This is a genomic window from Ruegeria sp. BK1, from assembly GCF_056535645.1.
Window position 1 is genome coordinate 736,750 of the sequence record NZ_JBQFIS010000001.1, and the last position, 26,205, is coordinate 762,954.

Genomic DNA, 26,205 nt, shown 5'->3' on the forward strand with positions numbered 1-26,205 from the left:
CAAACTATGGAGATCTGGATGATCCGAGATTTTCTTCGGGCTGCATTGGTATCGCTTGGCTTGATGGCCCCTGTGTGGGCCGAGGCCCCGTTCATCGTTGTGCAATCGACCACGTCGACGCAGAATTCGGGCCTGTTGGACTATATCCTGCCGGGGTTCGAGGCTGAAACCGGAATCGATGTGCGCGTTGTGGCCGTCGGTACTGGACAGGCAATCCGAAACGCTGTGAACGGGGACGGAGACGTTCTGCTGGTTCACTCCAAACCCGCCGAGGAACAGTTCGTCGCCGATGGCTGGGGCGTTGAGCGGTTTGACGTGATGTATAATGACTTCGTGCTGGTCGGCCCCAAATCGGACCCGGCCAAAGTAAAGGACGGCGACGATATTGTTGCGGCCCTGACCGCCGTGGCCGAGGCCGAAGCCCCCTTTGTCTCGCGCGGGGATGACAGCGGGACGCACAAGGCCGAGATGCGCCATTGGGCGGCGACCAATTTAGATCCGACGGGCGCATCCGGTGCGTGGTATCGTGAGACCGGGTCCGGCATGGGGGCCACATTGAACGTCGCCAGCGGGATGAACGCCTATGTCCTGACCGACCGCGCCACCTGGCAATCCTTTGGCAACCGGGGCGAGCTTGAGATCATGGTCGAGGGCGACCCACGCCTGTTCAACCAGTATGGCGTCATTCTGGTGAACCCGGAAAAACACCCAAGCGTAAGGGCAGCGGCGGGTCAGCGGTTTATCGACTGGCTGACCGGGCCGGACGGGCAAGCGGCCATTGCGTCCTACGAACTGGATGGAGAACAGTTGTTTTTCCCCAACGCCGACGGGTCTTAACCGCTAGCGCCGTTGTGGTGAATTGTGCCCAGCCCGCCTAGGTCGTACCCTCCGAACTCGGCGGCGCGGGCCGCGAAGCGATCGGATTGAACAAAGGCCAACAGCTTCAACATTGGGTCATCGAAATAGGCGCGCCGCCAGATCGCAAGGTCCAGCCGTTCAGTATGGGTGGCGCAAAAGCCCAGATCATAGAGACCCGCCAGCGCACCCAGACCAAAACCGGCCTCGGCCTTGCTGTCGTGCAGGGCGATGGCCAGCTCTTCCTCTGTGCGGGCGCAAGTGGGCAGGGCGTCCAGATCCGCGCGGGTCATACCGTGATGCTCCAACTGCGCGTCGAACAATCTTTGGCTGGCGGCAGAGCCTTGCCGTAGGATCACGCGCCTGCCTTTGAGGTCTGCGAAGCTCCGGATATCAGACACGCCGGGGGCCAGCAACAAACCGCGCTGGCGTTGGGCGATTTCAAACAGAACAACCGATGCTTCGCCCAGATGATCGCGCAGGGCTTGGGTGTTGAACCCTTCCGCCTCATGAATATGCAATGCGGCCGCCTGTGCGGTACGGTCCTTTAGGCGGTTCAGCCCGTCAAACGAGCCGTCATAATAGGTCGCCAACCCCGAGCCGCTTTCCCGCAAGGCCCAGTCCAACAGTGGGTCATGGCTGCCCGCCACAATCGGAGGCAAGGGCGGATCTTCAACCTGAGGACCCGAGCGTGAAGCATTCAACCAGGCGACAACCTCGGAACGGGGAAATAGAAGTTTGCCCATCGCGCGCACGCAGGGTACCTCGCCCGAAGACGCCAGATCATAGGCCTTACGCTCGCCGATGCGCAGCAGATCGGCCAGTTCTTTGGTGGTCAGATACTCGGGCATTCAGTCCAGGCGCACTGCTGATCCGGTCCCAGCGTCCGCTGCGCTGAATCCGATCTGGTTCAGGACAGCAGGGGCGGCGATCGCGATGACGACCATCGCGGCGACGGCGGCTAGAAAGGCTTTCATTGTCTCCTCCGGCGTTAGTTTTCCGGTGCCGTGGCGCGGCGCAGAAAGGCGACCAGATCTTCCCGGTCGCTGGGCTGCGTGATCCGCTGCATCGGCATCTTCGACCCCGGAATGTAGTGGTCGGGCCCCTCATCGAAAAGGGCATTTATGGTTTCGTCATTCCAAATGATATCAGAGTCTTGCAGCGTGTCCGAATAGAAATATCCCGGCAGTGTTCCAGCCCGGCGGCCAAAGACGCCATGCAGCGTCGGACCGGCGCGGCGTTGCCCGTCTGGGGTCAGGCTGTGACAGATTGAGCATTTGCGGGCAAACTGCCGTTCACCATTGCTCATCTGATCGGGGTTTTTGAGGAAGCTGGGCTCGGACGCAGCCATCCGTTCTTGCTCGCGCAGATTGGCGACCGGCCAACTGTACATCGCCTCATCAATGCCGCCGGCGTGGATGTTCTGACTATCGGGTGAAAAAGCCAGCGCCCAGACCGGACCGCGCAAAGTGGCGCGGAAATCTTGCGCGATGCGCCACTCCTCCGTGTCGACCACCATGATGAAGCCCTCGCCGTCGCCTACAGCGAGCATGCTGTTATCAGGGCTAAGCGCCAGCGCCAGAATAGGGCGACGGTCGAGGGTAAAGTCACGTTCCTCGCCCGTGGTCAGATCGCGGACGCGGGTGACACCATCAACAGCGCCATAGGCGATCCAGTTGTCCTGCGTATTTAGCACTAGCTCATTGATGCCAAAGCCATGCTCGACCAGTCGCAGAGTTTCCTGTCCACTGGTCACATCCCACAAGCGCAAAGCCCCGTCGACACCGGCTGAATACAGTTGGTTGCCGTCAGGCGTAAACGCCACGGCATTCACTCCGCTGCCGGTCGTCAGAGTTTTTGGTTCCGATCCATCCACGGGCCACAACCCGATTGTACCATCCCAACTGGCTGTTGCCACATGGGTTTTCGAGGCAGCGATATGTACGATTTTGCCTTTGTGCTGTCCTACAACCTCACCGCCGGGCCAGCGGCGCAGAGTGAAGTCGTCGCCGGCGGAATAGATCGCAGTGCCGTTGAAAGCAACTGCGTTAACAGCTGCCTCATGACCTTCCAGCCATTCCGGCATTTGATCCGACCAGATGCCGACCGAGTTGTCGAAACTTGCCGTAGCGATCCGCCCATCGGGGGCCGTGGCGATCCCCATGATTGGACCGCCATGACCTTTGAGCGTATAAAACTCAGCTAAAGCAGGCAGGGGCAGTAAAGCCAGCGCCAGAACCAACCCGCGCATCTATTCGGCGGGCGAGGCCGTCGCTTTGCTGGCCTCTTTTTCCTGGACCTCCTCCAGCCACAACGAGTGGTGCTCGCGTGCCCATTGCTCTTCGACTTCGCCGGTTCCCATGGCGTCAAATGCACCTTCCATCCCGACCGAGCCGAGGTAGATATGGGCGATGATGATGGCGATGAAAACATAGGCGATCATCACATGCCAGACCTGCGCGTATTGCATTTCCTCTTGCGGCGACATCTGCACCGGCAGGCTCAAACCCATTGCCTGAGGCAGGCCGGTTGCATTGGCGATCTGGAAGGTTTTGGCAAACAGAGGCATCTCGAACGGGAACAGCAGAGACAGGCCCGAAAGGCTGATCGACACGCCCAGCAGAATGCAGGACCAGAATATGACTTTTTGACCGGCATTGAACTTTTTGGCCGGCGGGTGGCTGCCTTTGGTGAACAAACCGCCACCGGCGGCCAGCCATTTCAGGTCGGTCCGGTTGGGAATGTTGTGAGCGATCCAGTTCACCGTCACGATGATCAACCCCAACATAAAGGCCCAGGCGAGGTTGTTGTGTAGCCACTTGCACCCTTGCGCAATAGTCGCGAAGCCTTCTTTTCCAAAGATCGGGATCAGGAAATCCCGCCCATACAGTGTCAACAGCCCTGTAAACCCAAGCACTAAAAAGGACCCGGCGAAAAGCCAGTGGCCGAACCGCTCAAACCCATTGAAACGCGTGACTGTGCGCCCGGTTTTCTCACCATCAATGCGGATTTTGCCACGGATCAGGAAGAACAGCAGGATCACGGCGGCCATGCCTGCAATGATGTAGGTTCCGTATTCTCGCAACGGTCCGGTGCGGAAAGCCCACCACCACATGCCACCATCCTGGATAAGAACACTGGCTGCGGGCCCCTGAGACGACACGGTGACATCCGCCGACCCATAGCGTAGCGCGCGATAGACATCACTGTCCGAGGCCACACCGGCAGTACCAAACTGCCCCAGCAAACCTTCGACATTGCCTTGGCCAGTGTTTTCCGAGCGATAAGTGTTGTCCACTTTCTCGCCCCGTTGACGGGCCAGAATATCCTCAAGCGTCGTGGCCCCTCCGGTGGCCGAGCGATCGGGTGCCGGGGATTCCGGGGCGTCCTGCGCCCATGTGGCACCGGTCAGGAAGAGTGAGAAGAGCAGAAAATGGATCAGGCGCATGGGTTCTCTCCCTATTCTTGGTCGTGTCAGCGGTCAAAGCCGCCGATCTGCTTGTGAAAAACGGCTCCGACAGGGGACAGGGCCGTCTGAAGGTCGTCTTTCGCGGGGCCGTAGACATCAAACTGAACCGGCTTAAGTAAGGACATAAACCGATCGGCGAAATTTGCCCCAAAATTCTGCATATGAATTATCGCATCATCTGAACTTGCGTAACGTTCATAGATGTGAATGGCGCTGTCGCTTTGATGCCACTCATAGGTTTTGGCGCCTGTTTCCTCGAGGGTCGCGGCGACCATTTCGGCCATCAGGGCCTCGAACTCGGACTGTTTTTCTGGGTTCAGGTCCAGCTTCAACAGCCAGTAGATATCGTTGGTCATAGGCGTCCTACCTTCGTCAGGAAAGGCGGCGACCGACAGGCGGCCACAGGCAAGGGTAAGACAGCCCCCGGCCTAGCGCAGGGGGCTGTCGAGCTTCGGATAGACCTTAGCCGTCTTTCTGGTCGTAGGCGGTGCCCCAACCCCACGCGCCCGAGCCAAAGCCGCGCGCCACAACGCGTTCGCGGTAGATGGCCGAGACCACGTCGCCGTCACCGGCAAGCAGGGCCTTGGTGGAACACATCTCGGCGCAGATGGGCAGTTTGCCCTCGGCGATCCGATTGCGACCGTATTTGGCGAACTCTGCGGTCGAGTGCGTTTCTTCGGGACCACCGGCGCAGAAGGTACATTTGTCCATCTTGCCGCGCGATCCGAAGTTGCCAGCCTGCGGATATTGCGGCGCGCCGAAGGGGCACGCGTAGAAGCAATAGCCGCAGCCAATGCACAGGTCCTTGGAGTGCAGGACGACACCTTCTTCGTTCTGATAGAAGCAGTCGACCGGGCACACCGCCATGCAAGGCGCATCCGAGCAATGCATACAGGCCACCGAGATCGAGCGTTCGCCCGGGTTGCCGTCATTGATCGTTACCACCCTGCGGCGGTTGATGCCCCATGGCACCTCGTGTTCGTTTTTACACGCGGTGACACAGGCGTTGCACTCGATGCAGCGTTCAGCGTCGCAGAGAAACTTTGCTCTAGCCATTTTCGTCCTCCTTTACGCTGCCGAGATCTTGCAGAGAGTACATTTGGTCTCCTGCATCTGGGTTACTGAATCGTAGCCATAGGTCTGGGCGGTGTTAGAACTTTCGCCCAAGACATAGGGGTCAGCACCTGCGGGGTATTTGTGCCGCTGGTCCTCGCCCTGGAAATGACCGCCAAAGTGGAACGGCATAAAGGCCACGCCGGCGCCAACCCTGTTGGTCAGCATCGCCATCACCTTGACCTTTCCGCCCTCAGGACCTTCGACCCAGACCTGTGATCCGTCCCGAATGCCAAGGTTATTGGCATCGCGCGGATTTATCTCGACGAACATGTCCTGCTGAAGTTCGGCCAGCCACGGGTTGGACCGTGTCTCATCACCGCCACCTTCATATTCGACCAGACGACCAGACGTCAGGATTATTGGGTAATCCTTTGAAAAGTCGTTCTTTTGGATCGAAGCATAAAGAGTGGGCAGACGATAGGCTTGACGGTCCTCGTAGGTCGGATAGTCCTCCACCAGATCGCGCCGGTTGGTATAGAGCGGCTCGCGATGCAGCGGAATCGGATCCGGGAAGGTCCAGACAACCGCGCGGGCTTTGGCGTTCCCGAAGGGCGCACAGCCATGCTTGATCGCAACCCGCTGGATACCGCCGGAGAGGTCGGTCTTCCAGTTGGTTTCAGGACCCGCAACAGCGTCAATCGCCGCGCGTTCCTCGGCGGTCAGATCGCCATCCCAGCCAAGATCCATCAGCATCTGCATCGTGAATTCCGGATAACCATCCTGAATTTCCGATCCAACGCTATAGACCCCTTCGGCCAGCAGGTTGTCACCATCGCGTTCCACACCGAAACGGGCGCGGAAAGTCAGGCCGCCTTCGGCCACCGGCTTGGACATGTCATAGAGGTTTGGAGTCCCTGTATGACCCATTTCCGGCGTACCCCAGCAGGGCCACGGTAGTCCGTAATACTCGCCGTCGTTTGGTCCACCGATGGCTTGCAGCGTGGTTCTGTCGAACGTGTGCTGGTTGGCCATGTGGCTTTTCAGACGTTCCGGCGACTGCCCGGTATAGCCGATGGTCCAGAGGCCCGAGTTGAATTCACGCGTGATGCTTTCAACATTCGGGGTCTCGGCATCTTCCATCTCGATATTACGGAAGAAGCGGTCCGCCCAGCCGAACTTGTTGGCGAACTTGGCCATGATGACCTCGTCCGGCAAGCTTTCGAACAGCGGATCAACCACCTTGTCGCGCCACTGCAGCGACCGGTTCGATGCCGTGGCCGAACCACGTGTTTCGAACTGCGTACAGGCAGGCAACAGGTAGACACCGTCGGTGCGGTCATGCAGAACAGCCGAGACGGTGGGATACGGGTCGATCACGACCAGCATGTCCAGCTTCTCCATCGCCGTCTTCATTTCCGTCATCCGGGTCTGCGAGTTGGGCGCGTGGCCCCACAGAACCATGGCACGAACGTTGTTGTCCTGATCCATGTTGGCCGGGTCTTCCAGAACACCATCGATCCAGCGGGAAACCGGGATGCCACGCTCATTCATGAGCGGCTTATCCTTGCCTTCCTTGTCCTTGATCGTGGCGAACTGACCTTTCAGCCAATCCAGATCTTCACCCCAGACGCGGCTCCAGTGACCCCATGCACCTGCGGAGAGGCCATAGTAGCCGGGCAGGGTATGGGACAGAACACCAAGGTCTGTTGCGCCCTGCACGTTGTCGTGGCCGCGGAAGATGTTGGTGCCACCGCCCGATGTGCCCATGTTGCCAAGCGCAAGCTGAAGCACGCAATAGGCGCGGGTGTTGTTGTTGCCGTTCGTGTGCTGTGTACCACCCATGCACCATACAACGGTGCCGGGACGGTTGTTCACCATTGTCCGGGCGACGCGACGCAGCTGCGAGCCAGGCGTACCGGTAACGCGCTCAACCTCATCCGGGGTCCACTTGGCAACCTCTTCGCGGATCTGGTCCATACCCCAGACACGGGTGCGGATGAACTCTTTGTCCTCCCAACCGTTTTCGAAGATGTGCCACAGGATACCCCAGACCAATGCGACGTCAGTACCGGGGCGGAAACGGACATATTCATCCGCGTGGGCCGCGGTGCGCGTAAAGCGCGGATCGCAGACGATCAGAGGGGCGTTGTTCTGCTCTTTCGCACGCAGGATATGCAGCAGCGAGACGGGGTGCGCCTCGGCCGGGTTACCACCGATGATGAAGATGGCCCGGCTGTTGTGCATGTCGTTGTACGAGTTGGTCATGGCGCCGTAGCCCCATGTATTCGCAACGCCCGCAACAGTGGTCGAGTGGCAGATACGGGCCTGGTGGTCCACGTTGTTCGTGCCCCAGTAGGCGGCGAACTTGCGGAACAGATAGGCCTGTTCGTTATTGTGTTTCGCAGAACCCAGCCAGTACACGCTGTCCGGCCCGGATTCTTGGCGGATGTTCATCATGCCGTCGCCGATCTCGTCGATCGCCTGTTCCCAGCTGATGCGCTTCCACTCTCCGCCTTCCTTTTTCATCGGGTACTTCAGGCGGCGCTCGCCATGGGCGTGCTCGCGGACCGATGCCCCCTTGGCGCAGTGTGCACCCAGGTTGAACGGGCTGTCCCAGCCGGGTTCTTGCCCGACCCAGACACCGTTCTGCACTTCGGCAACGACTGTACAGCCCACCGAGCAGTGGGTGCATACGGATTTGATGTTTTCTACGGCCTGATTGGCCGCTGTCTGGGCGCTGGCTGGCGTCACGGTTCCACCCGTGGCGCTGATCGCGGCAAGGCCGCCGATCGTCAGGCCCGAGCCACGCAGAAATGCGCGGCGATCGACGGTTTTCTCGCCGACCTGGGACAGGATACTTGTCCGCTGGGGGCGTCTCGCAACCCCGTTGGTCTTTTTCCTAAGCATTACTTTCCTCCCTTGCGTGCCGCGTAAGCCACGGCTGCTTGGTACTTCGCAAAACCGACGTCAGGGCCAATCGCAACCGTCTGTCGGGTGTTGAAAACGTCCGATTCTAGAACCGGGTGCTTTCCAGATATGCGCGCGTATGCGCGGTGTCCTGCATCCGGGTTTCGTCCGTGGGCAGCTCGGCTGCCTCGGCCTTTCCGGTCAGGCTGGCAGCGGCGACAGCAGCGGGTGCTGCGGTTCCGGCCAGTTTGAGGAAGTCGCGGCGGGTTGCGCCTTCTTCCTTGGTCTTGCTCATGGGTGTCTCCTTTCCCATTTGCAGTTTAACGCCCCGCAAGGGACGCTGGCGAATGACAACGTCTCACGCTGCCGACATTCGGAAAGCTTCGCGCTCGATCTCCATAAAGACCCGACCGGCAGTGCCGACTGAGGCATAGAGGACCGAGTTCTCGGCGCCTTCCAAATCCGAATAGAAATGCGTGGCCCAAGGGCCGATATGTTTGTTCCAGAACGCTTTCTGGTCCTCCAAAGACGCGGGCGCGCCGAACCGGCCGACGATCATACCCGCCATCATCTCCATCAACGAGGCGATGTTGTCTTCGGGTTCATAGACGTTTTTCGCCCGCGTGATACCGCGCACAGCCATGTCATTGCGCAGCTGAGCCAATGGTTTCTCGTTCAGGAATCCGGTTAGGTAAAAGCTGGCATAGGGCAGAAGCTCTCCGCGTCCCAAACCGATGAACAAGGCATTGAACTCACGTTCAGCAGACGCAGGTTTGGTGACTTTGGCCACCCGAGCCATTGCCTGAATAGCCTGACCCAGATCGCTGTCATCGCCGCTGAGACCCACCATCTGGTCCAGAAGCATCTGATCTGGCGGACCGGCCAGCAGCAGGCCCAGAAAGTTGTAGAAATCCGCGCGCAGGCGATCCTCGGCCGAGACATCCATCTGTTGCGCTTCACTTGCGGTCATTCGGTTATCCTTCGAATTCAAATTTCATGCGGCGCGGGGCAGGGGCGACTTCCGCCTCCTCTGGCGCGTTAGGTTCTATTTCCGCCACGAGAACGGGCTCTGGGTCGGGCAGGTCGATTTCTTCGGGTTCTGGCTGAGGTTCCTCGGCCTCGACCTCGATATCGGAATCTTCCGCCTCGGCTTCGGCCTTGGCGGCCAGCGCTTCGACATGAGCAAGCATACCCTTGCCGACCTGATAGGCGGTCTGAAGGTTTTCGATCACACAGGCCGCATCGGTGTAGTCCTCACCATAATCCACCAAGCCGTCTACATTGGCCAATACCGGGTTCAGTCGCCACAACCTGCGCAGGGCGCGGCGGCGAAGACGATCGGGGACAGCTTTGGCCATAAAGCCCGAGACATCGTCACCAGCTTGCAACTGATCGGGATCGGGGAGGTTGAGCTCGGCCAGAATCTCGGCGTCGGTTTTTTCTTCCAGCTCGGCGCGCTGATCTGCGATCACCTGTTCTTCGGCTGCGATTACTTCGGCCTCAGCCTCGGCCTGAACGGCGGCTTTGCGGCGGGACCAGAAATCGCGGGCTTCGGTCATTGGATGATCCTCCGCGGGGCGCGGTAAACATCAGACGTTTGTCGGATGCGCGCATCGCCTTTGCCATCTTCGACCAGATCAGTGCGTTTCTTGTCGCGCTTGCGTTTAACGAAGACTTCATCGCGGTGATGTTCCAAAGCGAAATCCCGCACCCAGGCGATCAGCCCGTCGGTCATTGGAATTTTCTCGACAATCTCTTCACCGGTATCCGCGTAATCCTGTCCTTCATAGGGTGAGGCTGTGACCAGCACAGCATCCATCGGGCGCTGCCCGTCCAGCGCATCGCGCAGCACAAGGTATATCGAGGGCGTGCCGTCGGACAGGTTGACCATATACGCCTCGGTCTCATCCGCCCACAACGTCAGGGGCAGGGTTGCTGCGTGGTATTCTACAGCCTCCCCTTCACGGCGCATTTCGTGCCAGTCCGCAGGACCGGCGCCGGGCAAAACCGCGACGGCGCGCCAGTTCCATTTCGCCCAGCGAGTGACTCCGGGCGTTTTGCGCACGACGACGCCAATTGGCATTTCAATTTGATGAGCGGCCTTCGCCACGTATTCCTCCCCCGAAGGCTCTCCCCTGCCTTCCCCATGTCCACTATGGTACACAAAATGATCTTCTGCCAAGCCCAAGCACTACGACTTTAGTCGCATACGGTGATAGCGAGTTCGTGAGGGGCCTTGTTCCCCGGTAGAAAAACAGGGTTGTTTAGCGCGTCCGGGGGTTGGATTTGGCGTGTTTGCGATGGGGTTTACATTGCCGTCCCCTGAATACAGCCTACTGTGCTGTGAGATGGCGCGACATCCGGGGAGGGGATATGAGCACCAAACTACTATTATGCGACTGCGCGGGCACTCAGCGCGTGGACGCAGACAAGATTGCGTCCGCTTGCGATGCGACATGTTCCAAGGTCCACATGGCGCTGTGTACGCGCGAATTGGAGACAGCTGCGAAGTTTATGCAGGACGGTGACGTGATTGTCGCCTGTGGGCAAGAGCAGGAAGTCTTTCGCAACCTGGCCGAAGAGCTTGGGGTCGAGGCCCCAGGTTTCGTCGATCTACGAGACCGCGCGGGATGGTCGGATGAAGGCGCTGATGCCGCCCCCAAGATGGCAGCGCTGGCTGCCGAGGCGCTGTTGCCGCAGCCGATCACGCCCAGCGTGGATGTCGTCAGCGAAGGCACGTGTTTTATCATCGGCCCCGGTGCAGTTGCGTTTGATCTGGCCGAGCGCCTGTCGTCGACCTTGGCCGTCACGGTCCTCAGCACCGACGATAGCGAGCCGATGTCGCGGGCCTACGATGTGGTGCGCGGGCGTGTTCGGTCGCTGACCGGTGCTTTGGGTGGATTTTCCCTGCGGCTGGATGCGCTGCAACAGTTAGAACCCGGCGGACGCGGAGCCTTTGCATGGTCGGAACCGCGCGACGGGGCGGGCTCATCCTGCGATATCGTTCTGGACCTGACCGGGGACACGCCTTTCGTGCAGGCCCCCGCCAAGCGCGAAGGGTATCTGAGGGCCGATCCCAAGGATACCGTCGCTGTAGAACGTCTGGCCTTTGAAGCGGCGCAACTGGTCGGCACCTTTGAAAAACCGCTTTATGTTCGGATGGAGGAAACTCTCTGCGCCCATTCCCGCGCCGAACAGGTAGGGTGTTCTAACTGCCTGGACATCTGTCCAACCGGTGCGATCACCTCTGCGGGCGAACACGTGTCAATCGACCCTATGATCTGCGCCGGATGCGGAGGATGCGCTGCGGTCTGCCCCTCGACAGCGATCACCTACGAAGACCCGCCGGTTGCAGCACTTTTGTCCCGGATGCACATTCTGGCGCGCACTTATAGACGGGCCGAGGGACAAGCGCCCCGGCTGCTGGTTCATGATGCCCACGGGGCTGAAATGATCCGACTGTCCGCCCGCTTTGGTCGTGGTCTGCCTGCCGACGTGATTCCATTGGAACTGAATGTGATCTCGGGCTTTGGCCATTCCGAAATGCTGGCCGCGCTGGCCCATGGATTTGCCCGTGTGGATGTGCTGCTGGCGCCAACGACTGAGCGGGATGCATTGGACAGGGAACTGGCATTGGCCGAGGCCATCGCAGGCGTGGGCAAGCTGGGCCTGATTGATGAAGCGGACCCGGACGCTATGTCCGATCAGCTATATGGTCAGGATGTTCCAGCACCTTTGGCCGACACGGTGCTGCCCTTGGGAAATCGGCGTCAAATCGCACGCTTGGCCGCGCAGGCGCTTAATCCACAGGCCGATGCTCCGCTGCCATTGCCCGAAGATGCGCCTTACGGCGCGGTGGCCGTGAATACAGACAGTTGCACGCTGTGTCTGAGTTGCGTGTCGCTCTGCCCGTCGGGGGCGCTGATCGACAACCCGGATATGCCGCAGCTGAACTTCCAGCAGGATGCTTGTTTGCAATGCGGCATGTGCCGAACAATCTGCCCCGAGGACGCGATCACGCTGGTCCCGCAACTGGACCTGAGCGATGCCGCCTTGTCTCAGCAGGTGTTGAACGAGGAAGAGCCCTTTGCCTGTGTCGAATGCGGCGCGCTGTTCGGCGTTAAATCCACTGTCGAACGGATCATGGAGAAGCTGTCGGGCACGCATCCAATGTTCGCCACCTCGGAGCAGGCGCGGATGATCCAGATGTGCGACAATTGCCGAGTGAACGCGCAGTTTCAACATCAGGACAATCCGTTCCAATCCGCGCCGCGCCCGAAGGTGGTCACGACCGAGGACTACTTCTCAAAAAGGAAGGATCACTGAAGTTGCAGCGGAGCGCCCAGATCAGCGGCGCGAATGACCGAGACAAAGGCCAATATCGCATCCAGCTCGTCCAGCGTTATCTCGACCGGATGAATGGGCGAGGGGCGTTCCGGGTCGAAGGGCGGTGTCAGCCCGTCGATCTGGGTAAAGGCCGGATGCGGGTTCAGGGCAAAAAACGCCTCGAACCGTTCCGACCAGTCCGGCATCGCACGCAGTACGGCAAAGGATGGCGTCGAGCCCAGCCCGTTCATGCGGTTTTGTGGGCCGATCACGTGGCATCGCCCGCAATGGGTCATCGACAGTTCCTCGCCCAACAGGGCATCGCCGTCGATCACGGTTTCTTCCTGCACGGCGGCGATCTCGAACTCGGCCGAAAACGGCGTGCCATTGACGGGGGCGAACCCTTCGACCGTGCGTTTGCCGATATCCGACAGCAGCCAGTCGCGGAACCGTTCGTGTTTGGTGTCGTCCCCGATGCGCAGGTGGTATATCACCCCATCGCGGGCAAAGACAGGATCACCCGGAGGGCCGCTTTCCAACACCAAAACGCCCGCGTCATCGGCAATAACCCGTATCCCGGTCTTGAGAGAAAAGCGGGGAAGAATATGTTGCAACAGGCCAGAGTCGGCAACTTCGGGCGGGGCAGTCAGCCCGAGCGCCTCTTGCGACCAAGAGGGGGTGGCGGTGAGCGTCAGGCTCAGGCACAAAAGGAGTACGCGCATGGGGTCAGCCTAGCGGCAGCGCCCCAATTGCGTCAAATAAACAGAATGAGACGGAGACACATGCAATGAACAGCAGCCACATGGTTGGGAAAATCAAAGGGTTACAGGCATGAGTGTTCGTGACGCGGTTCTGGCGAACCTCAAGAAGATCACCGATCCGGTGTCGGGTCAGGACATTGTCAGCGCTGGTATCGTGCGCGCGCTGAACGTCGAAGGCGACGCCGTACGCTTTGTGATGGAGATCGATCCTAAGCACGCCGACAAGATGGAGCCGGTGCGCGCCACGGCCGAGCAGGCCGCGCAGATGGTGGATGGCGTTGCCAAGGTTTCGGCCATGCTGACCGCGCATTCCGACAAGGCGCCGCCGGATCTGAAACCCAAGCCGAAACCGGCGCAAACCGGGCCTCAACCAGTGGCCGGTGTGGATCGGATCATCGCTGTTGCTTCGGGCAAGGGTGGGGTCGGCAAATCCACCGTATCTGCGAACCTTGCCTGCGCGCTGGCCGCTGAGGGACGGCGCGTGGGTCTGTTGGACGCGGATGTCTATGGCCCATCGCAGCCTCGGATGCTGGGCGTCTCGGGTCGTCCGGCCAGCCCCGATGGAAAGACGATCCTGCCGCTGCGCAACCACGGCGTTACCATGATGTCGATGGGGCTGATGACCAACGAAGGGCAGGCGGTTGTCTGGCGAGGTCCGATGTTGATGGGCGCGTTGCAGCAGATGATGAACCAGGTGCAGTGGGGCGCGCTGGATGTGCTGATCGTTGACCTTCCGCCCGGCACCGGTGATGTGCAACTTACACTGAGCCAAAAGTTCCAGGTAGACGGCGCAATCGTTGTCTCGACCCCGCAGGACGTCGCCTTGATCGATGCCCGCAAGGGGATCGACATGTTCAACCAGTTGAAAACGCCCATCGTCGGCATGATCGAGAACATGTCCACGCATATTTGCTCGAATTGCGGGCATGAGGAACATGTGTTCGGCCATGGCGGTGTGGCGTCCGAGGCTGAATCGCTGGGTGTTCCGCTGCTGGGGGAAATCCCTCTGCATCTGGACATTCGCGTGGCAGCGGACGGAGGCGCGCCCATCGTGGTCAGCAAACCCGACAGCCCGCAGGCCGACGCGTTCCGCAAAATCGCCCGCGACCTGATTGCTAAGGGCAGCGCATGACGGAACCCGTGTTCCCTCCGCTGCTTGTCGGCCACCCGGTGCAAGGCGGCGAGGATCCGTTTCAGCGCGCGCAAGCCATGGCCGCGTTGGGCTGCGACGCGGGAACGGTGGTCTACAACATTCAGGCGGACCGCCTGCGTGTGGCTATCGTCTTTGCACCTGAGGTTCCGCTTCAGGACGCGATGGCGATGCTGCCTCTGTGCGCCGTGGGCTTTCAAAACGCCCTTGGCGCCCTTGCACCGCCCGAGGTTGCGGTGCATCTGGACTGGGATGGTCCGATCTGTGTGAACGGGGCCAAGTGCGGGATGTTTCAGGTCGCGGCCTCGGCTGCCTTGCCCGAGGCCGAACCCGACTGGCTGATCGTGGGCTGGGAACTGGCGCTGATACAAACCAGCGAAGCGCCTGGCGAAAATCCAGATATCACAGCGCTTTATGACGAAGGCTGCGCCGAGGTATCGCCGACTCAACTGGTCGAAAGCTGGTCGCGGCACATGCTGACATGGCTCAACCGCTGGCAAGAAGACGGAAATGCGCCGCTACACGCCGAATGGATGGGGCTGCTACGCGGGGTGGGCGAACCCTATGACACAGGTGTCTTTCTGGGCGCCGACGAGCGGTTCGGAATGCTGATCCGCGACGGTGCCGAAACAACCCTGCGCCCCTTGACGGATCTACTGGAGAACTAAAGATGAAACTGGCCCGCGCGATCCATTTCGACGAAAGCGACATGAACGTATTTCATTCCCCGGCCCGCACGGGCGAGTGGTGTATCTCGGGCGGGTTCGAGTTTTCGAACTGGGGCGAGGGCGATCTTGAGGGCAAGGCCCGGCAGGCGTTCTCGAACGGTTGGTTGGGCGTTGAGACCTTTGGCCGGGTGACATTCGTGGCCGTGACGCAGGTGGAACCCTCCGAGATCGACCAGATTGCGCAGAACCTGGCCGAGCATTTCGTGCAGTTCTATGGCGCACCTTCGGTCGAAGCCGCCTTGGGCGTGGCGCAATCAGAGATCACCCATATGTCCGAGCTGTGCGAAGAACATGCGCCCAACACCCTGCTGACCGTTGCCCGTGAACTATCCGAGACCGGTGTGCATGAGGCTTTCCGCATCATCACCCCGCAGGAAACCCAGCTTGAGGCGTTGGCCGTACATGGCTCGCTAGACGACTGACAAATGCGGTTGCAGTCTAGGGTGCTGGGCCAGTTTCATCTGCGCATAGGACAAGTCATGCGGATCGGTGCTGTAACCTAACAAATCGAAATCCGGGCGAAACGCATTGATGACCATTTCTGTTAGTTCCGGGTCGTAGTACTCGGCGATTCTACGTGATCGCTTGGACTTGTTTTCATGGTCCAATGTCGCGTTTACGCCGATCTCGGAGCAAAAAGACCGGAAATCAGCGTTTAGGTTTTCCAAACGCCCAACAGTACCGACGATGCAGCGGTCCTGCGGGTCCAACACATACGACGATTGACAGTTTGGCGAACATTCGGTCCCACAATACTCAATAATAAACTCTCGAAAACTGATGTCCTTAATCGCGTTATGCAAGGGGTGAATATCGGTCTGCTGTATATAGCTGAACAACGAAATCTGGAGGTCGAACGGGTTCCGAACAAAGGCGAGCGAATGCATTTCCCAATATCTGTCACCCAAATGCTGGACGTAGTCTGTCGCCTTCGCATGGACTGGAAGAGGTTGGAATTTCGACTTTGGGTAAAGCCCGGTATTTAAAGTCCTCTTGTCGAGGCTTTTGAGCGACCGCTGAAGGGGATTTGGTCGGTCAAATTCTTTTCGCAACGCCCATGCAACCGAACTTCCGCCGGTTTTGGGGATGTGGACAAAGACGATTTTCTTCTTGCTTCCAATCATTGTACGGGGTTGTACGATATTAGATCGCAATAAGTGAATACATAAAATAAACTAAATCAGGTCAGCAAAACCGCCAAATTGACCGCGTTTGAAAATCAATCCTTTTCCAGTGCGATACATGACTTTTTCGACCTCTCCGATCAGGATCAGGTGGTCTCCGGCCTCGTACCGGGCGTGAAGTTGGCAGTCAAAGCGGGCAAGGCAATTCGACAGTTGCGGGCGGTTGGCGTGGTCCGGCGCCCAATCCGCGTGGGAAAAATCCGCGCCGTCACGGGCGAATTTCAGCGCCTGATCCTGCTGATCTTGCGCCATAACGTGGATTGAATAGTGCTGGCAGTCATGAAACGCACCGAACCGGTTGGAATCCTTTGCCAGACACCATAACACCAAAGGCGGGTCCAGCGAGACCGAGGAGAACGAGTTCACCGTGATCGCACGTGGACCCAATTCGGTGTGGGTAGTAACGACTGTGACACCAGTTCCGAAACAGCCCAACGCCTCGCGGAAGGCGGTGCTTTGATCCGGGGTAGGGGTAAAGGTCGTTTCCGTCATTGCGCGCTCGTTCAGTGGCCGGGCCTCAGGTGCCACGACCCGGTGGGATTGTCCACGAAAAGCTGTGTTTAACCGATTTATTTTCCAGCTTAGTTCAGGTCTTCCAGCAAGCGCCCATGCTGACGCGTCGCCTCGATAACCGCACCGAACGTGTTCATGCCGCGCGCTTGTAACATGGGCAGCATACGAACCAGAGCCTCAGCCGTGGCGACGGCGTCGCCCAAGGCGGTGTGACGCAAAGCGTCCGGAATGGTGATATCCAGCCTCTCACACAGCGCGTCCAGTGTGTGTTTGTCGCTGGCCCCGAACAGCACGGCGGACAGCAAGACCGTGTCCAGAATGGGGTGATCCCATGCGACGCTCATCTGGTTGGCATGGCGGCGCAAAAAGGCCATGTCGAAGGGCGCATTGTGGGCCACGATCACGGCGTCCCGCGCGAATTGATGGAACACGCGGCCTGCCTCGGCAATCTTGGGCGCATCCTGGACCATGGCATTCGTCACTTTATGCACCTTGGTCGAGGCCGGCGGGATTGGCATCTCCGGATCAACCAGCATATCCAACTGTTCGCCTTCGATGATCCGACCATTCACCACCCGAACAGCGCCGATTTGCACGATCTCATCCTTGTGCGGCAATAGACCTGTGGTCTCGGTGTCGAAGACGACAAAACACAGGTCTCGCAGTTCCAGCGTCTCAAGCGCGCGGTTGGCTTCCGAGTTCATCAGTGCGAAATCATAGACCAGCGGGCGTGAGGCTTCGGGCGCGATATTGGCGACGCTGTCATCGAATATCAGCATGTATCCGGGCGCATCACCCAAGGGCTTCATGCGGGTCGCAAATGACTGGGTGCCGTCGGTGCTTGTCAGCGTGCAGCTGACCTCGATCCCAGTTTTGACCAGTTTGGCATAGGCATGTTCCAGCGGTTCAGGTTGAAAATATTCCGACAGTGCCGCGTTCAGGCGGGGATGTGAAATCTGAGCCAGAACCTCGGCCGCCTGTCCATCATAAAGAACGATCTTATGGGTCGGACTGGCCAGCAGCATGGCCACCGGGATATCAGTCAGCAAAGCGGTCAATCGTTGCTTTTCAGCGGCCAAATGTGCGGTTTCGGCCGCGACGGCTTCGGCCACACTCAGGGTCTTTTCTGAAAGCTGATCAGCTAGACCTGCAGCCGCAGGGGCCAGATCGCCCAGATAGCGCGCGGCCTGCATGTCCATGTCCGAGCTGACACCCGCATGAGCACGCGCCCGCAGTTCCGCTGACAGACGCTCGATCGGTTTGGCGACGTTGTCATCGAACAAAAGCCAGACGGCAACGATCAGTGCAACGAAGCCGAAACCCATGATGACTTCAGCAAAAATGAACGCGTTGATCAGGTCCGGGTCGGCCACGCGGCGGTAACTGATCCACAGTGCCAGTGCGCTGACGACTACTCCGCCAACGGCCAGCAGGCAGAAGAACAGGAAGATACGTAGGCGCAGGCTTAGCCGGGTCAGCATGTTACACTCCGCAGGTGGCCTCGATGATGGGGTCGTCGGTTGTGCCGGTGATCCAGTCGGCATTCACAAGCTGCCCATCAGCCCCGAACTCTGCCCCGTCGGCTAGATTGGCGCGCAGGTTTTGCGCGCAATCGACCGCCACGGGCACTACAGAAATAGGTGCCCAGCGGCCAAAGAAATAGAGGTCAACTAGCCGCTGTTCCGGCACTTGTTCGTTTGTGCGGACCGAGACGGTGTCAATCGCCGCAAACCGGTTCACGAAGGGTACCGCATAGGTCCAGGGACGGTATAGCGCGCGGCTTTCGACCTCTTGCACCACGGTCATCCCGTCGGGCAGTGTGTCTTTGGTGCGGTCGTACCACGAATACTCGCTCGAGATCGTCATTCCGATCATCCCAAGCCCTGCAGCGACCGGCGCGACCCATTTGGGCAGACGACCGCCGGTAAATTTGTTTATCACCATCACCACGCCGGCGAATGCAATGCCTGCAAAGATGGTGGCGATCAGTTCGAGGAACATTCTGTCTCTCCCATTTCCAGCCGGTTTACCCCAGCATTCCTTTTCCGTGGCCAACCGCTGATTGCATCGTTTTTATCACGACAAACGCGTCGCGTAGATGACTTCGCTCAAAGTCAGACAGGTCCGATGGCGGCAGGAAGTTATCCGGTTTCTTGTCGCCTTTCACAAGACGCACCTGATGTTCCAGCCTTGTTTCAGCGATCAGGTCATAGGCGTCCAGCAGATCCCGCGCGCCGGACGCACTGAGGATACCTGCCGATCCTGCCGCTTTCAGCCGCGCGCGGGTATTGGCCTCGGGCAGTTTGCCTTGCAGGCTGTAAATCCGCGCCAGATCGACCACTGGCACAACGCCGTTATGTTTTAAATCCAGCGTGTTGCGGTGCTCACCTGACCGGATGGTGGCAAAGCCGCGCAGCAGGCCAAGGGGCGGTGTGTGTTTCAGTGAGTTCGAGATCATATGCGCCACGAAGATCGAATTCGAACGCGCGGCAGTCAGCGTATCGGCTTGCAGGTCGTCGAACAGGTGGAAAGCGCCGCCGATAGGGCGCAGGTCGAACATGACCGAAGCCAGCATCTGCGCCTCAGGGTCAGGCTTGGCGATCCAGCCCTTGAAATAGTCGCGCCAGACGCGCACCGGCTGGCACCAGCGCGGGTTCGTCGCCATCATGTCGCCGGGGCAATAGAAATACCCACAAGTGTCCAGCCCATCTGAGACGAATTTGGCCAGCGCGTGGAAATAGGACATGTCCCCTTCGGACACGCTGTCATCCAGCATCAGGCAATTGTCTTGATCCGACACGCCTGTCTGTTCTTGTCGACCTTGCGATCCGCAAGCCAGCCACAGATAGGGCACTGGCGGGGGGCCAAGTTTGGCTTCCGCCAACAGTAACAATCGACGCGTCGCCGTATCCGCGATATCGGTGATCAGGCGTGTGACGATCTCATGTCGGTTCCCGGCGGCGACGAGCTGTACCAGAAGCTGCGGGATTTCATCGGTCACGTCAGCCATCTGCTGGGCGGTCTGCGCCGACGCGATCCGCCGGACCAACTCGGCAGAGTTGACGGCCTGATAATGGGTCAGGTCGGTCTGCGTCACTATACCGACCAGACGACCGCCTTCGGAAATCGGGATATGGCCAATGCCGCGCTCCATCATGATGTGCAGAACGTCTGACCCGATATCGGATGGGGACAGGGTGATGGGATCGGCGGTCATGATGGCTGAAATGGGGGTGTCGCCGGGCATCCCATCGGCCACGAACTTGCCCGAGATATCGCGCAACGTGGCGATCCCGCGCAGCGCGTCCCCCTCGGTCACGCAAAGTGATGAGATATGTTTGTCCCGCATCGCCTGCGCAGCTTCACGGACCAGTGTGTCCGGCGGGCAGGTGGCAGGGTTGTGTGCCATCAGCACGTCGATGGCGCTTGTCGCCAGACTTTGCGGGCCCTGGCGCGCATCACGGGTGCGGTTAAAGAACTTTGCGACAACCGAATGCCCGTCAATCAATGTGCGCACCAGATCAGACGGCAGAACCAACAGTACTGAAGGCGCGTGCGTTTTGGCCTTGGTGAGCGCCTTGCCGTCCTTCAACAGGCCCCGTTCGCCAAAGGAATTGCGCAATCCCAGATGAGAGACCACGGCGTCGTTCTCATCCTTGATCTCAACCTGTCCTTCGTAAATCACAAAGACGCCGGGCAGGGTATGGCCCAGCTCATAGATTGGAGAATCCTCTTCGACCTCCCAGACCTCGATCTGTTGCGCGACAGAATCCAGCAGGTCGTGGGGCAGGGCGTCATAGGGATGGACGGATTTCAGAAACCGGGTGATCTCGTCATGGGACAGGGGCATGGGCTACTCCTCGGTTTCGGGTTGAAAAATCCCGCCCGGTGGTGTGCCGGGCGGGAGTAGTCAGTCGAAAGACGCGGCCTTTGGCAATGGGCCAATGGGCCGCATCAGGGCTCAGTGATCCTGAGCTGCACCCGCGCCACGGGGAATGCGGATGCTTTCGACCATATCTTTGATCTCCTGCGGGGTCTCCTTGGTCGCGCCGGCTACAAAGTAGGCGACGGCAAAGTTGACCATGGCACCGATCGCGCCGAACGAGGTCGACTTGATCGGACCCAGCAGCGGGTCAGCATCGGTGAACGAGTTGGTGCCCGGAATGAACAGCCAGCCCTTGTGCAGGAAAATGTAGACCAAGGTGACGACCAGACCAGCCAGCATACCCGCGACCGCGCCGGTGTTGTTGATGCGGGTCGAGAAGATCCCCATCATCAGCGCCGGGAAGATCGAGGCCGCTGCAAGACCGAAGGCCAATGCCACCGTCTGCGCCGCGAAGCCCGGAGGGTTAAGACCCAGCCAGGTTGCCACGGCGATGGCGACTGCCATTGCGATCCGCGCCGACAGAAGCTCGCCTTTTTCCGAGATCTGCGGGTTGATCGCGCCCTTGATCAGGTCGTGAGACACAGCCGACGAGATTGCGAGCAGCAGGCCCGCAGCGGTCGACAGAGCAGCGGCAAGACCGCCGGCAGCGACCAGACCGATCACCCAACCTGGCAGGTTGGCGATCTCGGGGTTGGCCAGAACCAGGATGTCACGGTTGAACTTAGTCAGTTCGTTGCCCGCCCAGCCTTTTTCTTCTGCAATCGCGTTCAGAGCGTCCGACTTGTCATTGTAGTACTGGATTTTGCCGTCGCCGTTCTTGTCTTCCCAGTCCAGCAGACCGGTTTTCTGCCACGTGGCCATCCAGTCATAGCGCGCGTCATTGTCGATCTGTTCAACCGAAACAGCGCCACCTTCGATGCCACCATTCGGCCACATCATTTCACTGATGTTCAAACGGGCCATGGCACCAACAGCAGGAGCGGTCAGGTACAGCAGCGCGATGAAGACCAACGCCCAGCCAGCGGACCAACGTGCGTCAGACACTTTCGGTACGGTGAAGAAGCGCATGATGACGTGGGGCAGACCCGCAGTACCGATCATCAGCGACAGGGTGAACAGCACCATGTTCAGCGTGTTCGAGTGGTGGGTGGTGTATTCGTTGAAACCCAACTCGGTCACGATGGCATCCAGCTTGGTCAGCAGGGGCTCACCGCTTGCAGTGTCACCAAACAGACCCAGCGCCGGAACAGGCGTGCCGGTCAGTTGCAGCGAGATGAAGATTGCCGGGATGGTATAGGCAGTGATCAGAACGCAGTACTGAGCGACCTGAGTGTAGGTCACGCCTTTCATCCCACCAAACACCGCATATGCGAACACGACAGCTGCACCGATCAGCAGACCCGAGGTGTTGGAAACCTCAAGGAAGCGGCCAAAGGCCACGCCAACGCCGGTCATCTGGCCGATAACGTAGGTAACCGACGCAACGATCAGACAGATCACCGCAACGATACGGGCAGTCTGGCTGTAGAAGCGGTCGCCGATGAATTCCGAAACGGTGAACTTGCCGAACTTACGCAGGTATGGGGCAAGCAGCAGAGCCAGCAGCACGTAGCCACCGGTCCAACCCATCAGGAAGGTCGAGTTGTCATAGCCGGTGAAGGCAATCAGGCCTGCCATCGAGATGAACGAGGCTGCGGACATCCAGTCCGCCGCAGTCGCCATACCGTTGGTGACCGGGTGAACGCCGCGATTAGCGGCGTAGAATTCAGATGTGGACCCCGCTCGGGCCCAGATCGCGATGCCGATGTATAGCGCAAAGGACGCGCCAACAAACAGCAGGTTGATGGTAAACTGATCCATAATCCCCGCTCTCCCTTAGTCTTCTTCCACGCCGTGTTCGGCGTCCAGCTTGTTCATGCGCCAGGCGTAGTTGAAGATCAGCACCAAAAAGACCAGGATCGATCCCTGCTGGGCAAACCAAAAGCCCAGATCGGTGCCGCCAACCGAGATGCCGGACAGCAGCGGACGCAGCAGAATGCCGAATCCAAAAGACACCAGCGCCCAGATCGCGAGGCTGATGTAGATGAGACGCAGGTTGGCCTGCCAATAGCCCTTGTCGGCCTCGGCAGTCTGCGCGGAGTTTGTGGTGTTATCCGCCATTGCGGGTTCCTCCTTCGCTACCTCGTTGGCGGCCCGTTGCCCAACTCCTCCAGTGCGTTGGACCGCTTCTCGAATGTGCCAAACGCCCCGTGACGTCCGGCAAAACTTCTCTGGTCCGCCAAGGCGGGTCCATTGAAGTATTCTGTTTTAAGGATCAAAGCCCGGTTTGGGCTTATCTCCTCCCCTTAACTCATGACCCCGCGCACAAGCCCTTGCAGGTCGTTGGCGATGGCGTCGATTTGGCCCATGGCATCAATGCCTTGCAGCACACCTTGGGACCGGTAGTAGTCAATCAGCGGCGCCGTCTGCGCGTGATACGCGGACAGGCGCGACGCAACGGTTTCCGCGTTGTCATCCGCGCGACGCTTGAATTCGGTGCCGCCGCAATTGTCGCATTTGCCTTCAACAGCGGGCACTTTGAACGTGTCGTGATAGCCTTCTCCACACATGGCGCAGGTGTAACGGCCCGAAATGCGCGCGACCATTTCAGCGTCCTGAACCTCAAGACTAATCGCGGCGCTGATCTTTTGATCCGATGTGGCCAGCAGCCCATCCAGCGCCTTGGCCTGAACGGTGGTGCGGGGGAAACCATCAAGGATGACCCCTTTCTGGCAATCCGGCTTGGCCATTCGGTCGCGCAGGATGGCGATGACGATCTCGTCGCTGACCAGATCGCCCGCTTCCATAACGGCTTTGGCGGCTTTACCTGCCTCGGTGCCTGCGGCAACGGCCTCACGCAGCAGGTCGCCGGTGCTGAGCTGAACCAGACCGAATTTATCTTCCAGCATCCGGGCTTGCGTGCCCTTCCCGGCGCCCGGAGGGCCGAGAAGGATCAGAACAGCGGGGGTGGTGGTAACGGCAGCGTCCATCATTCCCTCACTTATTCGCCCGGTTTTCGATCAGGTCTTCGACGACCGACGGATCGGCCAGTGTCGAGGTGTCGCCAAGTGAGCCAAAGTCATTCTCGGCGATCTTGCGCAGGATTCGACGCATGATCTTGCCCGAGCGCGTCTTCGGCAGGCCCGGTGCCCATTGGATCACGTCTGGCGAAGCAATCGGCCCGATCTCGGTCCGCACCCAGGTGCGCAGCTCTTTCAGCAGCTCATCCGAAGGTTCACGATCATTCATCAAGGTGACGTAGCAATAGATGCCTTGCCCTTTGATTTCATGCGGGTAGCCGACCACGGCGGCCTCGGCCACGGCAGCATGTGCTACCAGTGCACTTTCGACCTCGGCCGTGCCCATACGGTGGCCCGAGACGTTGATCACGTCATCGACGCGGCCTGTGATCCAGTAATCGCCGTCTTCATCCCGACGACAACCGTCGCCGGTGAAGTAGTAGCCTTTGTAATCCGAGAAATAGGTCTTCTCGAACCGTTCATGGTCGCCCCAGACGGTGCGCATCTGACCGGGCCAGCTGTCCTTGATGCATAAAACACCCTCAACGCCGTTGCCGTTGATTTCGACACCGGATTGCGGATCCAGCACCACGGGCTGCACGCCAAAGAAGGGTTTCATCGCCGAGCCGGGCTTGGTCGCATGTGCGCCGGGCAGGGGGGTCATCATGTGGCCGCCGGTTTCGGTCTGCCACCAAGTGTCTACGATGGGGCATCTGCCCTTGCCGACAACATCATTGTACCAGTTCCACGCCTCTGGGTTGATTGGTTCACCCACAGTGCCCAGCAGACGCAGATCGCCGAGGTCGTGCTTTTCAACGAACTCATTGCCCTGACCCATCAGGGCACGGATCGCAGTAGGGGCGGTGTAGAACTGATTGACCTTGTGCTTGGCGCACACCTCCCAGAAACGACCGGCGTCGGGATAGGTGGGCACGCCTTCGAACATCAGCGTCGTCGCACCGTTGGCCAGCGGGCCATATACGATATAGCTGTGGCCCGTGACCCAGCCCACATCCGCCGTACACCAATAGATGTCGCCCTCGTGGTAGTCGAACGTGACCTCATGAGTCAGCGCGGCATAGACAAGATAGCCGCCGGTTGTATGCACGACGCCCTTGGGCTGACCGGTCGACCCGGAGGTGTAGAGGATGAACAGAGGATCCTCGGCATTCATCTCAGCCGGGGCGCAATAATCGTCTGCCTCAAGCGCCATTTCGTTGTAATCATAGTCGCGATCGGCAATCCAAGTGGTTTGACCATTGGTGCGCTTGACGACCAGACACTTGACGGTGTCCTTGCAATGCAGCAATGCCGCATCTGCATTGGATTTCAGAGGGGTTTTGCGGCCACCGCGCGGGGCTTCATCCGCGGTGATGACAACCTTGGCGTCGCACCCATTGATCCGCGCTGCCAATGCGTCCGGAGAAAATCCCGCAAAAACAATCGAGTGGATGGCGCCAATACGGGCGCAGGCCAACATGGCATAGGCTGCTTCGGGGATCATCGGCAGGTAGATGACAACGCGGTCGCCTTTGCGCACGCCCAAGGATTCCAGAATGTTGGCCATCCGGCAGGTGCGGCGGTGCAACTCGGCATAGGTGATGTGCTGAGCCGCGTCGTTTGGATCATCCGGTTCCCAGATGATGGCGGTCTGATCGCCGCGTGTTTCAAGATGGCGATCCAGGCAGTTGGCCGAAACGTTCAGCGTACCATCAGCATACCAGTTGATGCCAACCGAACCAAAATCATAGCTGACATCCTTGACCTGCGTGAACGGTTTGATCCAGTCGACACGCTTTCCCTGCTCGCCCCAAAAGGCGACAGGGTCGTTGACGGAGGCTGCGTACATCTCGGAATATTTGTCAGCATCGACATGTGCACGCGCAACGGTTTCTGCAGTTGGCGGATAAGCTTTGGCATCTGCCTGGGCAGCGGTTGTCATTCTGAGGCTCCTCCCTCTAGGACTGAAATTGACGGGCTCGATTTTGCCTGCTGATTTGGCAATGTCGACCCGCATCCTCCCCGTACCGAATAATACGGAGAACTGAAAACAAGGGAATAAATTACAGAAAACTAAGGATTAGTTTGTAAATAAATTTCTTGATTTCTGTCAAATTAGAAAACAAATTTATAAAATGGATGAAAAATAAAATAGAAACATATAGTTGATTGTAACAAGTGAAAAGCGTGACAGCTGGCTTCTGATCCATAGGCAATAGGTATTTGAAACTCATCTTTTAGTTGTTAGCGCCAAACGGAACCGAGGAACACGGGCACGCGTCCCGCTCTGGGGGTTGGCACTTTAAGATGT

26 protein-coding genes are annotated in these 26,205 nt (G+C 59.1%); 5 read left to right on the top strand and 21 right to left on the bottom strand.

What is annotated here, in order from left to right; genetic code table 11:
* Nucleotides 1-18 precede the first annotated feature (18 nt).
* The gene (locus ACR3E7_RS03660; RefSeq protein ID WP_480502984.1) at nt 19-837 is read left to right on the top strand and encodes an ABC transporter substrate-binding protein; all 819 of its coding nucleotides are present in this window, start codon (nt 19-21) and stop codon (nt 835-837) included.
* On the opposite strand, the gene ACR3E7_RS03665 is transcribed toward ACR3E7_RS03660, so the two are convergent.
* From ACR3E7_RS03665 to ACR3E7_RS03715, 11 genes are all read right to left on the bottom strand, one after another.
* Complete coding sequence (locus ACR3E7_RS03665; protein ID WP_480502982.1) at nt 834-1,706, bottom strand: substrate-binding domain-containing protein; 873 nt, start codon at nt 1,704-1,706, stop codon at nt 834-836. The two genes, ACR3E7_RS03660 and ACR3E7_RS03665, sit on opposite strands and share 4 nt — an antisense overlap.
* A complete protein-coding gene (locus ACR3E7_RS03670; protein ID WP_269149758.1) occupies nt 1,707-1,832 on the bottom strand; it encodes a hypothetical protein in 126 nt (41 codons plus the stop codon).
* A 14-nt stretch (nt 1,833-1,846) separates the two neighbouring features.
* The gene (locus ACR3E7_RS03675) at nt 1,847-3,106 is read right to left on the bottom strand and encodes a c-type cytochrome (RefSeq protein WP_170788519.1); all 1,260 of its coding nucleotides are present in this window, start codon (nt 3,104-3,106) and stop codon (nt 1,847-1,849) included.
* Nucleotides 3,107-4,303: a formate dehydrogenase subunit gamma gene (locus tag ACR3E7_RS03680; protein WP_480502981.1), complete on the bottom strand. Its 1,197-nt coding sequence runs from the start codon at nt 4,301-4,303 to the stop codon at nt 3,107-3,109.
* A 26-nt stretch (nt 4,304-4,329) separates the two neighbouring features.
* Nucleotides 4,330-4,680: a putative quinol monooxygenase gene (locus tag ACR3E7_RS03685; RefSeq protein WP_480502980.1), complete on the bottom strand. Its 351-nt coding sequence runs from the start codon at nt 4,678-4,680 to the stop codon at nt 4,330-4,332.
* A gap of 106 nt (nt 4,681-4,786) precedes the next feature.
* Entirely contained in the window at nt 4,787-5,380 is a 594-nt protein-coding gene (gene fdh3B / locus ACR3E7_RS03690) for a formate dehydrogenase FDH3 subunit beta (protein ID WP_037307340.1), read from the bottom strand.
* A gap of 12 nt (nt 5,381-5,392) precedes the next feature.
* A complete protein-coding gene (locus ACR3E7_RS03695) occupies nt 5,393-8,287 on the bottom strand; it encodes a formate dehydrogenase subunit alpha (protein WP_480502979.1) in 2,895 nt (964 codons plus the stop codon).
* 106 nt (nt 8,288-8,393) lie between these two features.
* The gene (locus ACR3E7_RS03700) at nt 8,394-8,582 is read right to left on the bottom strand and encodes a ubiquinol-cytochrome c reductase iron-sulfur subunit N-terminal domain-containing protein (protein ID WP_353393099.1); all 189 of its coding nucleotides are present in this window, start codon (nt 8,580-8,582) and stop codon (nt 8,394-8,396) included.
* Between the two features lie 63 nt (nt 8,583-8,645).
* Nucleotides 8,646-9,257, bottom strand: coding sequence for a TorD/DmsD family molecular chaperone (locus ACR3E7_RS03705; protein ID WP_480502977.1), 612 nt, complete (start codon nt 9,255-9,257; stop codon nt 8,646-8,648).
* A 4-nt stretch (nt 9,258-9,261) separates the two neighbouring features.
* Nucleotides 9,262-9,846 (bottom strand): DUF3306 domain-containing protein, encoded by a 585-nt coding sequence (locus tag ACR3E7_RS03710; protein WP_480502976.1) that lies wholly within the window; start codon nt 9,844-9,846, stop codon nt 9,262-9,264.
* Nucleotides 9,843-10,397, bottom strand: a complete 555-nt coding sequence (locus ACR3E7_RS03715; protein WP_170769481.1) for a DUF3305 domain-containing protein — start codon at nt 10,395-10,397, stop codon at nt 9,843-9,845. The genes ACR3E7_RS03710 and ACR3E7_RS03715 overlap by 4 nt, the downstream gene beginning before the upstream one ends.
* Before the next feature lie 263 nt (nt 10,398-10,660).
* Here ACR3E7_RS03715 and ACR3E7_RS03720 point away from each other — a divergent pair, with 263 nt between their 5' ends.
* Complete coding sequence (locus ACR3E7_RS03720) at nt 10,661-12,613, top strand: 4Fe-4S binding protein (protein ID WP_480502975.1); 1,953 nt, start codon at nt 10,661-10,663, stop codon at nt 12,611-12,613.
* On the opposite strand, the gene ACR3E7_RS03725 is transcribed toward ACR3E7_RS03720, so the two are convergent.
* Nucleotides 12,607-13,335, bottom strand: coding sequence for a hypothetical protein (locus ACR3E7_RS03725; protein ID WP_480502974.1), 729 nt, complete (start codon nt 13,333-13,335; stop codon nt 12,607-12,609). The genes ACR3E7_RS03720 and ACR3E7_RS03725 overlap by 7 nt on opposite strands.
* Nucleotides 13,336-13,444: 109 nt before the next feature.
* Between ACR3E7_RS03725 and ACR3E7_RS03730 the strand changes: the two genes are divergently transcribed.
* The 3 genes from ACR3E7_RS03730 to ACR3E7_RS03740 are packed head-to-tail and all read left to right on the top strand — an operon-like array spanning nt 13,445 to nt 15,674.
* The gene (locus ACR3E7_RS03730; protein WP_170788527.1) at nt 13,445-14,506 is read left to right on the top strand and encodes an Mrp/NBP35 family ATP-binding protein; all 1,062 of its coding nucleotides are present in this window, start codon (nt 13,445-13,447) and stop codon (nt 14,504-14,506) included.
* Nucleotides 14,503-15,192, top strand: a complete 690-nt coding sequence (locus ACR3E7_RS03735; RefSeq protein ID WP_170788528.1) for a biotin/lipoate--protein ligase family protein — start codon at nt 14,503-14,505, stop codon at nt 15,190-15,192. Before ACR3E7_RS03730 ends, ACR3E7_RS03735 begins: the two co-directional genes overlap by 4 nt.
* 2 nt (nt 15,193-15,194) lie before the next feature.
* Complete coding sequence (locus ACR3E7_RS03740) at nt 15,195-15,674, top strand: DUF6505 family protein (RefSeq protein ID WP_170788529.1); 480 nt, start codon at nt 15,195-15,197, stop codon at nt 15,672-15,674.
* Here the strand turns inward: ACR3E7_RS03740 and ACR3E7_RS03745 are convergent.
* The 9 genes from ACR3E7_RS03745 to acs all read right to left on the bottom strand — a co-directional run bounded on the left by ACR3E7_RS03745 (nt 15,663) and on the right by acs (nt 25,836).
* Nucleotides 15,663-16,376 carry a sulfotransferase family 2 domain-containing protein gene (locus tag ACR3E7_RS03745; RefSeq protein WP_170788530.1) on the bottom strand — a complete coding sequence of 238 codons (714 nt, stop codon included), beginning with the start codon at nt 16,374-16,376 and terminating at the stop codon, nt 15,663-15,665. The genes ACR3E7_RS03740 and ACR3E7_RS03745 overlap by 12 nt on opposite strands.
* 51 nt (nt 16,377-16,427) lie before the next feature.
* Nucleotides 16,428-16,928 (bottom strand): flavin reductase family protein, encoded by a 501-nt coding sequence (locus ACR3E7_RS03750; RefSeq protein WP_170788531.1) that lies wholly within the window; start codon nt 16,926-16,928, stop codon nt 16,428-16,430.
* An 89-nt stretch (nt 16,929-17,017) separates the two neighbouring features.
* Entirely contained in the window at nt 17,018-18,430 is a 1,413-nt protein-coding gene (locus ACR3E7_RS03755; protein WP_480502972.1) for a 3'-5' exonuclease, read from the bottom strand.
* A gap of 1 nt (nt 18,431) precedes the next feature.
* Nucleotides 18,432-18,950, bottom strand: coding sequence for a hypothetical protein (locus tag ACR3E7_RS03760; protein ID WP_480502971.1), 519 nt, complete (start codon nt 18,948-18,950; stop codon nt 18,432-18,434).
* A 25-nt stretch (nt 18,951-18,975) separates the two neighbouring features.
* Nucleotides 18,976-20,799, bottom strand: a complete 1,824-nt coding sequence (locus ACR3E7_RS03765) for a DUF294 nucleotidyltransferase-like domain-containing protein (RefSeq protein WP_480502969.1) — start codon at nt 20,797-20,799, stop codon at nt 18,976-18,978.
* 111 nt (nt 20,800-20,910) lie between these two features.
* Nucleotides 20,911-22,695, bottom strand: coding sequence for a sodium:solute symporter family protein (locus ACR3E7_RS03770; RefSeq protein WP_170769492.1), 1,785 nt, complete (start codon nt 22,693-22,695; stop codon nt 20,911-20,913).
* A gap of 15 nt (nt 22,696-22,710) precedes the next feature.
* Nucleotides 22,711-22,995 (bottom strand): DUF4212 domain-containing protein, encoded by a 285-nt coding sequence (locus ACR3E7_RS03775; protein ID WP_170769493.1) that lies wholly within the window; start codon nt 22,993-22,995, stop codon nt 22,711-22,713.
* A gap of 185 nt (nt 22,996-23,180) precedes the next feature.
* A complete protein-coding gene (locus ACR3E7_RS03780) occupies nt 23,181-23,864 on the bottom strand; it encodes an adenylate kinase (protein ID WP_170788535.1) in 684 nt (227 codons plus the stop codon).
* A 7-nt stretch (nt 23,865-23,871) separates the two neighbouring features.
* Nucleotides 23,872-25,836, bottom strand: a complete 1,965-nt coding sequence (gene acs, locus ACR3E7_RS03785) for an acetate--CoA ligase (RefSeq protein WP_170788536.1) — start codon at nt 25,834-25,836, stop codon at nt 23,872-23,874.
* Nucleotides 25,837-26,205: the final 369 nt, after the last annotated feature.